Consider the following 11,879-nt stretch of genomic DNA (forward strand, 5'->3'; position numbering starts at 1 on the left):
CCGGGGGGAAATATGTCCAACGTCACCATGACCACCGCTGCCGAACCCGATGGCGCGCCGCGCATCGCGGTGCTCGATATTCTGCGCGGGGTGGCGATCCTTGGCATCCTGTTCATGAACATCAACGATATGGGGCAATCGCTCTACGCGTCGTTCGACGATATCCGGCATCTCGGCTGGTCGCAGACCGACCAGATTGCGTGGTGGCTGCGCGAGGTGTTCGCCAATGGCACCGCGCGCTGCATGTTGGAAATGCTGTTTGGCGCAGGGATGGTGATCCTGACCGATCGCGTGGCCGACAAGGCCGATGGCTGGGAGGTGATGCGGCGTTATTATATACGCAACCTCATCCTGTTCGCATTCGGGCTGGTGCATGTCTTCATCCTGTTATGGCCGGGCGACATCCTCCACACCTACGGCATTGCCGCGCTGATCGCGTTTCTGTTCCGGCGGTTGCGTCCGCAGTGGTTGATCATGGTTGGGCTGACGCTTGCGCTGTTCCAACTGGGGGGCGGGGGGTATTTCGGCTATTATCTGACATTGCAGACGCGCGCGCAGGTCGCCGCGATCGAGGCGAAGGTCGCCGCCGGGGCCAAGCCGACTGCGCAAGAGCGCAAGCTGCTGCAAGACAAGGCCGAAGGGAACAAGAAGCGCGCCGAAGCCCGCGCCAAATCGCGGCTCGACATCGCCGCCGAAGACAAGGCGCGCAAGGGCAGCTTCCGCACCTGGGCCACCGCGCAATGGGGTTCCTTCCTCGAAATCGAATCGCAGTTTCTGGAGATCCTGTTCGTGTGGGAAGCGGCGAGCGTGATGCTGATCGGCGCCGCGCTCTACAAACTCGGTATTTTGCAGGGCCGCCGCTCGCGGCGCTTCTATGCGGGAATGGCCATCCTTGCCTATGGCGTCGGCATCACGCTGCGCGCGGTCGGCGCGCACGAACAGATGGAGTTTGGCGATGGACCTTATACCTTCTGGGCGAGCTATGAGGTTGCCCGGCAGGCGATGACGCTGGGGCATGTCGCGCTGATCAACCTGCTCGTCAGCAGCGCCTTCGGGGCGCGGCTGTTGCGCCCGTTCGTCGCGGCGGGGCGCACGGCGCTGTCGATCTATATCGCGCAGACGCTGATCTGCCTGTGGGTGCTGTACCCGCCCTTCATGCTCGGCCTGTATGGCAAAATGACCTGGGGGCCGTTGATGGTGACGGCGTTCGTCATCAACGCCGTTTTGCTGATCGGCGCGAATGTGTGGGTGCGGTATTTCAACATCGCTCCGGTCGAATGGGCGTGGCGTTCTCTGGTTGAGCGGCGCGTGTTGCCGTGGCGCAAACGTGCGTGGGCAGCGCGCCCGCCCGAGGGAAGGCCGACATTTGCCTGACCGGTCCCTGGCAAGCCGCCTTGCGTCCAAAGTGCCGGGATATCGCGCGCTGCATCTTGCGCTCGATTTCGTGCGCGGGCGCGAACAGCGCAATTCGGCGCTGCTGCGGCTCCGCGATCAGGCCGGGTTGTTTCAGCCATTCGGTACAACCCGCGAGGACCGCTATCCCGGAATTTTCAGCTTCCTCCAGGACGCGTTGGGGGCCGATAGCGATTTGCGGCTCCTGTCATTCGGCTGTTCCACCGGGGAGGAGGTGCGCTCGCTCGCACGGCGCTTTCCCAATGCAACGATCAAAGGGCTCGATATCAGCCCGGAGCGGATCGCCCAATGTCGCGCTTCATGCGTTGATGATCGCACGACGTTCGAAGTTGCCGATACCACCGCTGCCGAGGGCGATGCGCGCTACGACGTGGTGTTTGCGATGGCGGTGTTTCGCGACCCCCGGCTTGGCAAACGTAAGGCGGATGATCGCCGGATTCGCGCTTTTGCGAAATTCGAGCTGGCGGTTGCCGATCTTGCACGGACGGTGAAGCCGGGCGGGTATCTCGCGCTGCGTCACGCCAACTTCAACTTTACCGATACGGCAGCATCCAACGGATTTGACAGGGTGCAGCAGGCCCCGAATAAGACTGCGAAGTTCGACCGGGCGGGCAAGCCCCTGTTGGCGCAGGGCATGGAAGGCACCGTGTTCCGCAAACGCTGAGGCAGGGAGGCGCGCGCCTATTTGCACGAACGCGCGCCCCCGCCACGCGATCAGGTCTTGGAAATGGTGCCGATCAACCCGACCACGCCGCCACGCGCATCGTTAACGGTCGAGGTGAAGCGATACCCGCCCTCGGCGAAATCGACCCGTACCTTGCGCGTGTCATACATTTCACGAAACAGCGTTTCCAGATTGGGCTTCTGCCCGGTCATCAACCGCATGTTGGTGCCGTTATCGTTTACATACGGTACGGCATACAGGTGCGCCGCCGCAAAATCGCTGGTCAGCGAGGTGAACAGCATTACGCCCTCGCTCCCGCGCAAACCGAAATTGCGATCGGCGAAATAGATCCCGCCGAACACGACATTATCGGGATCATTCGGTTCGAAGAAGAAACGTTGGCGGATCTGCACGATCGGCGAATCGAGATCGCCGCTGGCGTGATCCTGCATGAAATTCTCGATATGCCCGTGCGCGACATAGAGGTTGCCGCCCAGACCGCCCTCGACTCCGGCGCGCCAATTGGTGACGACGAGGTCCTCGGCAGTGTCGTTGAACACCAGCGCGAGCACTTTCTTCGGGTTGTCCAGGAAGAGATAGAGCAGGAACGCTACCAGCACGATGACGATGATGGTGATCGCTGTCTTCATGCCGAGCGTGGTGATGCCGGTGCGCAGCGCGTTGAGGAAGGTCGCACCGCCGCGCCAGGCGGTCCAGGTCAATTTGGCCATCGCCACGCCGATGCTGAACAGGCTGCTCGCGCCGATTTCGATCGCGAGTTGGCCCGGCGTCTTGGCGTTCTGCATCGCTTCGAGCCGTTTGGAGAGACCATACACATAATCGGTCACTTCCTGCCCGCGATAGCCACGAACGATCTCGAAATTGTGCTGGGTCAGGCTGATATTCGGTTCGATTTCGGTCGCTTCTTCGGCCAGGGCGGCGGTAATCAGCGTGTTGTCCTCGTGCGAGGCAAGCTCGATGCCCTCGGCGCGGTGATACTCGTCGATTCCGGCGAGCGTTGCCTCCAGTAGTTTTGCAACCATCTTGCGGCGGCGTTGTTCGACGGTCAGCGCTTCGTTCCCGGCGATTCCGGCCAGGTCGATGCCCAGCCGCACCTTGAAGCCGTCCATGATTTCGATCGCGGCGTCGCGGGGGGACAGGCTGCTTGTTTCCAACGGCATTGATATTCTCCTGAAAAGGGGAAAGCGTGGTTCACAGGGTTACAGTGCAGCGCGCGTTGCCAGGCGTGTGTAACGGGGTTGAGCGGCGGGTGGCGGGCGAACTTGATCCGTAACGACCCCAAGAGCGCGATTGACGCATCCACAGCCGAGCAGGTTGGCGTTGCAATCGGTGCGCGAGACGCCACGGCCCGCTTGCCCTCTTTACGGCGCTCTCGCGCGCCGCGATAAGCGCCGACGCCGCCCGTCTTCGTCGGGCGAGGAACCATGCGGGATTGGAGATGCAGGATGCGGGCGAGTTGGGCTTTTGCGGGCGTGATGCTCGCTTGTGCGGCGGTGCCCGTCATGGCGGCTGATGCGCCGGTCAAACTGTCGCTGTCGCGCGTGTTCGGCAGCCCCGATCTCTCGGGCGTGCAGCCGCGCGGCGTGCGCCTGTCGCCGGATGGGACGCTGCTCACCTCGTTGCGCCCGCGTGCCGACGAAAAGGAACGTTTCGACCTGTGGGCGCTCGATACCCGCACCGGTGAAGAGCGGATGCTGGTCGATTCGAAGAAGGTGGGCAGCGGCGCGGAATTGTCCGAGGTCGAAAAGATGCAGCGCGAGCGTGCCCGCATCGCCGGGTCCAAGGGCATTGTCGCCTATGATTGGGCTCCTGATGGCAAGACGATCCTCGTGCCGCTCGACGGGGACCTGTATCTCGCCACGCTCGATGGCACGACCCGGCGGCTGACCAACACGACCGAAGGCGAACTCAACCCGACGATCAGCCCCAGGGGCGGCTTTGTCAGCTTCGTGCGCGGGCAGAATCTGTTCGTTCAGCCGCTTGGCGGTGGCGAAGCCCGCCAGCTCAGCCAGGACGGTGCGGGCACGGTGCATTGGGGCGAGGCCGAATTTGTCGCGCAGGAGGAAATGGACCGCCGCACCGGTTATTGGTGGTCACCGCAGGACACGCACATTGCGGTTGAGCGCTTCGATGAGGCTCCGGTCGGCATCGTCACGCGCGCCGCAATCGGGGCGAGCGGCACCAAGGTGTACGAACAACGCTATCCGGCAGCCGGCACCCCCAACGTGGCGGTCGAACTGTATGTGATGAAGGCCGATGGCACCGGTAAGGTGAAGGTCGACCTCGGACAGGATCCCGACATTTATCTCGCGCGCGTTGATTGGACGCCCGATGGCAAGACGCTGCTGGTGCAGCGCGAAAGCCGCGACCAGAAGACGCTCGACATGCTCACGGTCGATCCCGAAACCGGCAAGAGCAGCATCCTGTTCACCGAGAAATCGGGCACGCGGAGCTGGCTCAACCTGACCGAAGCGTATCGCCCGATGAAGGACGGCAGCTTGATCTGGCGATCCGAGCGGTCAGGCTTTGGCCATCTCTATCGCTTCGCGCATGGCAAGTGGACCGCGCTGACCAAGGGCGATTGGGTCGTCCAGCAATTGATCGGGGTTGACGAAGCGAAGGGGCGCTTGTTCTTCACCGGCAACAAGGATGACGTGCTCGAACAGCATGTCTATTCGGTCGATATCGCGCATCCGGGTGTCGTTACGCGGCTGACCGAGACCGGCTGGTGGAATGGCGCGAGCATGGATCATGCGGCGACGCGCATGATCGTGGCGCGCTCCAACCCGGCGCAACCGACGCAAGTCTATCTGGCCGATGTGACCGGCAAGCGCATGTCGTGGATCAACGAAAACGCACTGAAGCCGGGGCATCCTTATTACCCCTATCTGGCAAGCCACCAGCAAACGACCTTCGGCACGATCAAGGCCGAGGATGGCACCGATCTCTATTATGAAATGATCACGCCGCCGCTCGAGCCTGGGAAGAAATATCCCGTGTTCTTCCAGCATTATGGCGGCCCCGGCACCGGGCAGCAGGTGACGCGCGCGTGGGGCGGGGCGTTGCCGCAATATCTGGTGCAGCACGGCTACATCTACTTCCAGATCGACAATCGCGGGTCGTACAATCGCGGCAAGGCGTTCGAGGACCACATCTACCGTGCGATGGGCACGGTCGAAGTCGCCGACCAATTGGCGGGCGCGAAGTTCATCAAGAACCAGCCCTTTGTCGATCCCGACAAGGTGGCGATCTATGGCTGGTCCTATGGCGGCTATATGACGCTGAAGATGCTCGAGGCTAATCCGGGCGTGTATGCGGCGGGCGTGTCGGGCGCTCCGGTGACGCAATGGGACCTGTACGACACTCATTATACCGAGCGCTATATGGGGTCGCCGGTTGCCGATGCGCCGGCTTATGCGGCCTCGGGCGCGCTTGAAAATGCGCCCAAGATCAAGGACCCGTTGCTGGTGATTCACGGCATGGCCGATGACAATGTCGTGTTCACCAACTCGACCGCGCTCGCCGCGCGGATGCAGGCGACCGATACGCCGTTCGAAATGATGTTCTACCCCGGCTACACCCACCGCGTTGGCGGGCCCGGCATCAGCGAGCATCTGTGGGGGACGATTTTGACCTTCCTTGACCGGAATGTGAAAGACAAGCCGGTGCGTTAACGCAATGCGCTTCCCCGGCGAAGGCCGGGGCCCAGATGCGGAACGGGCTTAATAGGACGGAGCGCTTCGTTCCCAACCCCTTGTACCTGGACCCCGGCCTTCGCCGGGGAAGTGTTGGATAGGAAGAGACACCAAGGCTGCCCCATCATGCGCTTCCTCACCACCTTCCATTTGTGGCCGTTTCTGGACACGGTCGTCAGCTATGTGGCGGCGTTCCTGCTCGGCACGCTGATCGGGGCCGAGCGGCAATATCGCCAGCGCACCGCTGGCCTGCGCACCAATGCGCTGGTCGCGCTGGGCTCGGCGGCGTTCGTCGACCTTGGGCAGCGCCTTGGCGGCGATGTCGAGTCGATCCGCATCATCGCTTATGTCGTGTCGGGGATCGGCTTCCTCGGCGCGGGCGTCATTATGAAGGAGGGGATGAACGTCCGCGGCCTCAACACTGCGGCGACTTTGTGGTGCTCGGCGGCGGTCGGCGCGATTGCGGGGAGCGACCTGATCGCGGAAGCGGTGCTGCTGACCGGCTTCGTCATCCTCGCCAACACGATGCTGCGCCCGCTGGTCGATGCCATCAACCGCATCCCGCTCGAAGGGCGCAGTGTCGAGGCGACCTATAGCGTCACCATCACCACCGATGCCGCAGAAGCCGGGCCGATGGGTGACCTGCTGACCGAGCATCTGGAAGCCGCGCAACTCCCGGTGGCCGAACTCGATGTGGTCGCGCGCGGTGAAGATCGCGTGGAGATTGCAGCCAAGCTGGTGCGTACCAATATAGCGGCAAGCGAGCTTGATGCGCTGACCGATCATCTCGCGACCGTGCATGGAATTTCCCATGCGACGTGGCAGGCGCGCACGCACGATTAGCAAAGCGATTGGACGTCCGCGCGTAATGTCGCTACGGGCGCGGTCCGAATTGGAGGAAGTCATGGGTTACAGGATCGTGGTCGCGGGCGCGACGGGCAATGTCGGGCGCGAGATGCTCAACATTCTGGCGGAGCGCGAATTCCCGCTGGCGGACATTGCGGTGGTGGCGTCGTCACGCAGCCAGGGTGACGAGGTCGATTTCGGCGAGACCGGGCGCAAGCTCAAGGTGCAGAATATCGACAATTTCGATCCCACCGGCTGGGACATGGCGCTGTTCGCGATCGGTTCGGAAGCGACCAAGATCCACGCGCCGCGCTTTGCGGCTGCCGGTTGCACGGTGATCGACAATTCGTCGCTCTACCGAATGGACCCGGACGTGCCGCTGATCGTGCCGGAAGTGAACCCCGATGCGATTGCGGGCTATACCAAGCGCAACATCATCGCCAACCCCAATTGCTCGACCGCGCAGATGGTCGTCGCGCTCAAGCCGCTGCATGATTTCGCCAAGATCAAGCGCGTCGTCGTCGCGACCTATCAATCGGTGTCGGGCGCGGGCAAGGCGGGGATGGACGAATTGTTCGAGCAATCGCGCAACATCTTCGTTGGCGATTCGGCAGAGGCGAAGAAGTTCACCAAGCAGATCGCCTTCAACGTGATCCCGCACATCGATAGCTTCCTCGACGACGGGTCGACCAAGGAAGAGTGGAAGATGGTGGTCGAGACCAAGAAGATCCTCGACCCCAAGATCAAGGTCACCGCCACGTGCGTGCGCGTGCCGGTGTTCGTCGGGCATAGCGAAGCGATCAACATCGAGTTCGAGAACGAAATCTCCGCGGACCAGGCGCAGAAGATCCTGCGCGAGGCACCCGGCGTGATGCTCGTCGACAAGCGTGAGGACGGCGGATACGTGACGCCGGTCGAATGCGTCGGCGAATATGCTACCTTCATTAGCCGCGTGCGCGAGGATTCGACTGTCGAGAACGGCCTGTCCCTGTGGTGCGTGTCGGACAATCTCCGCAAGGGTGCTGCGCTGAACGCGGTGCAGATCGCGGAATTGCTGGGGCGGCGGTATTTGAAGAAGGCTGATTGAGCAAGTGATAGCGGGGTGATATCGTCCTGCGATGGAACAGGCGATTGTCAGGCGGCTTCGGCCCGGCACATTGGATCTGTATCGTGCCGCAGCGCGTCGCGCTGGCCGTTCGCTTGAAGCTGAACTGCGTGCTCTGATCGAAGCAAATGCGCCGTTGCCGGTTAAGGATAGCGCCGCTCTGCTTGCCCTGTCCGATGAAGCGCTTGCGATGACCCCGCCGGATGGTCCGGTCTCGAGCAGCGACAGCACAGTGCTGATCCGCTGGGATCGCGATACCGGCGGCGGTCGGTGGATCGACGATGGATGGCTTGATGACGCTGGTCGTTGACGCCAGCGTCGCCGTCAAATGGTTCGTGCGTGAGGAAGGGACCGACGCGGCGCGTGCGTTGCTGGCGATGCCGGACCCCCTGATCGCGCCCGACTGGCTCTTGATCGAGGCGGCGAGCACCTTCTGGAAAAAGGTAAAGCGATCTGAGCTTTTGACCGTTCACGCCCAGAATCATCTCAGCGTCCTGCCCGGCTTCTTTCAACAGCTCGTTCCCGCAGCGGAATTGGTCGCGGAGGCTTTTCGGTTGTCGGTTAGATTGAAGCACCCGATCTATGATTGCCTATATTTGGCATTGGCCATTGACGAAGGGTTCACCCTCGTGACGGCTGACCGTGCCTTTTACGATGCCGCCGCCAATGCTGGCATGGCCGACCGGCTGAAGGAACTGACGTGAGCGATCCGATCACAGGTGGCTGCCGCTGCGGCGCGGTGCGCTATACGCTGGCGCTGGACAGCCTGCCGCCGGTTTACGCCTGCCATTGCCACATCTGCCAGCGTGCGTCGGGCAGCGCGTTCAGCCTGCAAGCGTTGGTGTCCGAAGCCAGCCTGATTGTGTCGGGTCCGGTCGTGGTGCGCGAGATCAAGACGGAGGATCGGACGTCGGTGCAACGCTTTTGCGGCACTTGCTATGCCCGGGTCTATAACACGAACACGCGCCGCCCCGGAATTGCGGTGGTGCGCGCCGGTACACTTGACCGATCGGAGGAGCTTGTGTGTCGGGCGCATATCTACACGGCGACCAGACAGGCATGGTTCGCTATCCCCGAGGGCGTGCCGAGCTGGCCCGATGCCCCCGACGCGACGTTCGTTGCGGTGATGATGGAACAGCGTTGATGACCGACTTGCCGCTGCATCGTTTCGACAGTTTCGATGGCACCCGTCTCGCCTGGCGCGAATTGGGGGAGGGGCGGCCCGTCGTCCTGATCCACGGCTATTTCTCCAACGCGACGATCAACTGGATCAAATACGGTCACGCCGCGCGGATTGCCGAGGCCGGTTTTCGGGTCATCATGCCCGACCTGCGCGCGCATGGTGACAGCGCCAAGCCGCATGATGCCGCCTCTTATCCGCCCGACGTACTGATGCGCGACGGCTTTGCCCTGATCGAACACCTCGGCCTCGCCGCCTATGATCTGGTCGGCTATTCGCTCGGCGGGCGCACCACGACGCGGATGCTGGCCAATGGCGCGAAGCCGCGCCGCGCGGTCATCTCGGGCATGGGGTTGCAAGGCATTGTCGATACCGCCGGGCGCGGCAGCTATTTCCACAACGTGTTGACCAACCTCGGCAGCTTCGTGCGAGGCAGCAGCGAATGGCTGACCGAGGCGTTCCTGAAGACCACCGGGGGCGATCCCGTGGCATTGCTGCACATTCTCGACACCTTTGTCGATACGCCGCGCGATGCGCTGGCCCACATCGCCACGCCAACGCTGATCCTGACCGGTGAGGATGATGACGATAACGGCTCGGCGCAGGAGCTGGCGGCGGCACTACCCGACGCGCGTTATCAGGCGATCCCCGGTAACCATATGAGCGCGGTGCTCAAACCCGAATTGGGCATGGCGATTGCGGCGTTTCTAGCGGCTTGACCGTGCGCGCGGCGGCGCACAGGTTGCGCCATCTTTGCAAATGGGGACTCACATGATCCGCACTGGAATTTCGTCGCTCGCGCTGATTTTGTCGATGGCGGCGGCACCCGCATTCGCCAGCCCGGCACCCGCGCCTGCCGCGACCGCCGCCGCGCCTACCACCGCTGACGCCGATGCCTTCGTGGCACGCGCCGAGAAGGAACTGGCCGATTTCTCGACCCCGGCGCAGCAGGCGGCGTGGATCAATGCCACCTATATCACCGATGACACCGACGCGATCGCCGCCAAATTCGGCGCTGAGGGCACCGAGCTGCAAGTCCGTTATGCGCTGGAGGCGGCGAAATATGCCAAGGTGCCGGGGCTGTCCTTCGATACCAGCCGCAAGATCGATTTGCTGCGCAGCGGCCTGACGCTGCCCGCGCCGACTACGCCAGGCGCCGCCGCCGAACTCTCGACGATCGTAACGCGCATGTCGTCGCAATATGGCAAGGGTAACGGCACGCTCGACGGCAAGCCGATCAACGGCAGCGACATTGAAGCGGCGATGGGCACGGTTCGAGACCCGGCCAAATCCAGGGAAATGTGGGTGAGCTGGCACGACAATGTCGGTGCCCAGATGCGCGCCGATTATGCGCGTCAGGTCGTCATCGCCAATCAGGGGGCAAAGGAACTCGGCTATGCCGATGTCGGTGCCTTGTGGCGGGCAGGCTATGACATGACGCCAGACCAGTTCGCCGCGATGACCGACAAGCTGTGGAAAGAAGTCGAGCCGCTCTACGTTGCGTTGCACACCTATGTCCGCTGGAAGCTCAACGAGAAATATGGCGACGCGGTGCAGCCCAAGACCGGCCCGATCCGCGCCGATTTGCTCGGCAATATGTGGGCGCAGGAATGGGGCAATATCTATGACGTGGTCGCGCCGGCGGGAGCGGGCGATGTCGGTTACGACACCGGCGACCTGCTCAAAACCAAGGGCTATGACCCGATCAAGATGTTCAAGACCGGCGAGGGCTTCTATTCCTCGCTCGGCTTCAAGCCGCTGCCCGACACATTTTGGACGCGCTCGCAAATCACCAAGCCGCGTGACCGTGAGGTGATCTGTCACGCATCGGCCTGGGATGTCGACAGCAAGGACGATCTGCGCATCAAGATGTGCACCAAGGTGAATGGCGACGATTTCGTCACGATCCACCACGAAATGGGCCATAACTATTACCAGCGCGCCTATAACACCCAGCCCTTCCTCTACGAAAATGGCGCGAACGATGGCTTCCACGAGGCGATCGGCGATTTCGTCGCGTTGTCGATCACGCCCGATTATCTGGTGAAGATTGGCCTGCTCGACCAGGCCAAGGTGCCGAGTGCCGACAAGGACATCGGCCTGCTGTTGAAACAGGCGATGGACAAGGTCGCCTTCCTGCCCTTCGGCCTGTTGATCGACAAATGGCGTTGGGGTGTGTTCTCGGGCGCGATTCCCGCCAGTCAATATGAGAAGGGCTGGAACGACCTACGCCTGAAGTATCAGGGCGTGGTGCCGCCAGTGGCGCGTGACGAAACCCGCTTCGATCCGGGTGCCAAATATCATGTGCCGGCCAGCGTACCCTACACGCGCTATTTCCTCGCGCGCTTGCTGCAATTCCAATTCTATCAGGCGGCGTGCAAGCAATCGGGCTGGACGGGCCCGCTGCACCGTTGTTCGTTCTACGGCAACAAGGAGGTTGGCGCGAAGCTTAACGCGATGCTGGCGATGGGCCAGTCCAATCCCTGGCCCGACGCGCTGGCGGTGTTCACCGGCAGCCGCGAGATTTCGGGCCAAGCGATGGTCGATTATTTCGCGCCGCTAAAGGCGTGGCTGGATGCGCAGAACAAGGGCAAGCCGCAGGGTTGGTGATACAGCTTTAGCCCCAGCCCCAAACCTACTCGACCCCGGCGCTGTGCCGGGGGCGCAGTTACCTCAGTTGGGGATCGTTCCTTCATCGGCGATGCCCGCCTCGAACGAGGCACTCGAATCGCTGCCATCGGCTTGATGCGCATGTTCACCGGGGTTCAGCGTCCCGGCCTTGGGCGTGCTGCTGCGGAGGGTGAACAGCGCGACCGCCGCCACACCTACCGTAAGCGGGGTCTGACGGCCACCTTGCACGCCGGGCCTCCGCCGGGATGATTGCCGCTCTTTGAGCGGGGTGGCGGGTGTCGGACGAGATCGAAGATTCAGTGAGCGGTGCAGCGACTACTCATA

12 protein-coding genes are annotated in these 11,879 nt (G+C 62.5%); 10 read left to right on the forward strand and 2 right to left on the reverse strand.

Features of this window, described 5'->3' with window-relative positions:
• Window positions 1-12 precede the first annotated feature (12 nt).
• Window positions 13-1,374 (forward strand): DUF418 domain-containing protein, encoded by a 1,362-nt coding sequence (locus WC704_RS04075; protein WP_372888678.1) that lies wholly within the window; start codon window positions 13-15, stop codon window positions 1,372-1,374.
• Entirely contained in the window at window positions 1,367-2,077 is a 711-nt protein-coding gene (locus tag WC704_RS04080) for a trans-aconitate 2-methyltransferase (protein ID WP_372888679.1), read from the forward strand. Before WC704_RS04075 ends, WC704_RS04080 begins: the two co-directional genes overlap by 8 nt.
• 50 nt (window positions 2,078-2,127) lie before the next feature.
• On the opposite strand, the gene WC704_RS04085 is transcribed toward WC704_RS04080, so the two are convergent.
• Window positions 2,128-3,258, reverse strand: a complete 1,131-nt coding sequence (locus WC704_RS04085) for a hypothetical protein (protein WP_372888680.1) — start codon at window positions 3,256-3,258, stop codon at window positions 2,128-2,130.
• Window positions 3,259-3,543: 285 nt separating this feature from the next.
• Here WC704_RS04085 and WC704_RS04090 point away from each other — a divergent pair, with 285 nt between their 5' ends.
• The 8 genes from WC704_RS04090 to WC704_RS04125 all read left to right on the forward strand — a co-directional run bounded on the left by WC704_RS04090 (window position 3,544) and on the right by WC704_RS04125 (window position 11,534).
• A complete protein-coding gene (locus WC704_RS04090) occupies window positions 3,544-5,772 on the forward strand; it encodes a DPP IV N-terminal domain-containing protein (RefSeq protein WP_372888681.1) in 2,229 nt (742 codons plus the stop codon).
• A 147-nt stretch (window positions 5,773-5,919) separates the two neighbouring features.
• Complete coding sequence (locus WC704_RS04095; RefSeq protein WP_372888682.1) at window positions 5,920-6,636, forward strand: MgtC/SapB family protein; 717 nt, start codon at window positions 5,920-5,922, stop codon at window positions 6,634-6,636.
• Between the two features lie 61 nt (window positions 6,637-6,697).
• Window positions 6,698-7,726: an aspartate-semialdehyde dehydrogenase gene (locus WC704_RS04100; RefSeq protein ID WP_372888683.1), complete on the forward strand. Its 1,029-nt coding sequence runs from the start codon at window positions 6,698-6,700 to the stop codon at window positions 7,724-7,726.
• Window positions 7,727-7,757: 31 nt separating this feature from the next.
• On the forward strand, window positions 7,758-8,054 hold the full coding sequence (locus WC704_RS04105) for a hypothetical protein (protein ID WP_372888684.1): 297 nt from the start codon (window positions 7,758-7,760) through the stop codon (window positions 8,052-8,054).
• Window positions 8,038-8,448, forward strand: coding sequence for a type II toxin-antitoxin system VapC family toxin (locus tag WC704_RS04110; protein ID WP_372888685.1), 411 nt, complete (start codon window positions 8,038-8,040; stop codon window positions 8,446-8,448). Before WC704_RS04105 ends, WC704_RS04110 begins: the two co-directional genes overlap by 17 nt.
• On the forward strand, window positions 8,445-8,888 hold the full coding sequence (locus WC704_RS04115) for a GFA family protein (protein ID WP_372888686.1): 444 nt from the start codon (window positions 8,445-8,447) through the stop codon (window positions 8,886-8,888). The genes WC704_RS04110 and WC704_RS04115 overlap by 4 nt, the downstream gene beginning before the upstream one ends.
• Window positions 8,888-9,643 carry an alpha/beta fold hydrolase gene (locus WC704_RS04120; RefSeq protein ID WP_372888687.1) on the forward strand — a complete coding sequence of 252 codons (756 nt, stop codon included), beginning with the start codon at window positions 8,888-8,890 and terminating at the stop codon, window positions 9,641-9,643. The genes WC704_RS04115 and WC704_RS04120 overlap by 1 nt, the downstream gene beginning before the upstream one ends.
• A gap of 52 nt (window positions 9,644-9,695) precedes the next feature.
• Complete coding sequence (locus tag WC704_RS04125) at window positions 9,696-11,534, forward strand: M2 family metallopeptidase (protein WP_372888688.1); 1,839 nt, start codon at window positions 9,696-9,698, stop codon at window positions 11,532-11,534.
• A gap of 63 nt (window positions 11,535-11,597) precedes the next feature.
• Here WC704_RS04125 and WC704_RS04130 read toward each other — a convergent pair whose 3' ends face one another.
• Window positions 11,598-11,783, reverse strand: coding sequence for a hypothetical protein (locus WC704_RS04130; protein ID WP_372888689.1), 186 nt, complete (start codon window positions 11,781-11,783; stop codon window positions 11,598-11,600).
• Between the last annotated feature and the right edge of the window lie 96 nt (window positions 11,784-11,879).

The sequence above is a fragment of the Sphingomonas sp. genome (assembly GCF_041661885.1).
Lineage (GTDB): Bacteria > Pseudomonadota > Alphaproteobacteria > Sphingomonadales > Sphingomonadaceae > Sphingomonas.

Excerpts from the sequence above, each read along its gene's own strand:
- WC704_RS04075 (WP_372888678.1), top strand. The coding sequence starts at position 13 with ATGTCCAACGTCACCATGACCACCGCTGCCGAACCCGATGGCGCGCCG.
- WC704_RS04085 (WP_372888680.1), bottom strand. The coding sequence starts at position 3,258 with ATGCCGTTGGAAACAAGCAGCCTGTCCCCCCGCGACGCCGCGATCGAA.
- WC704_RS04090 (WP_372888681.1), top strand. The coding sequence starts at position 3,544 with ATGCGGGCGAGTTGGGCTTTTGCGGGCGTGATGCTCGCTTGTGCGGCG.
- WC704_RS04095 (WP_372888682.1), top strand. The coding sequence starts at position 5,920 with ATGCGCTTCCTCACCACCTTCCATTTGTGGCCGTTTCTGGACACGGTC.
- WC704_RS04100 (WP_372888683.1), top strand. The coding sequence starts at position 6,698 with ATGGGTTACAGGATCGTGGTCGCGGGCGCGACGGGCAATGTCGGGCGC.
- WC704_RS04105 (WP_372888684.1), top strand. The coding sequence starts at position 7,758 with ATGGAACAGGCGATTGTCAGGCGGCTTCGGCCCGGCACATTGGATCTG.
- WC704_RS04110 (WP_372888685.1), top strand. The coding sequence starts at position 8,038 with ATGACGCTGGTCGTTGACGCCAGCGTCGCCGTCAAATGGTTCGTGCGT.
- WC704_RS04120 (WP_372888687.1), top strand. The coding sequence starts at position 8,888 with ATGACCGACTTGCCGCTGCATCGTTTCGACAGTTTCGATGGCACCCGT.
- WC704_RS04125 (WP_372888688.1), top strand. The coding sequence starts at position 9,696 with ATGATCCGCACTGGAATTTCGTCGCTCGCGCTGATTTTGTCGATGGCG.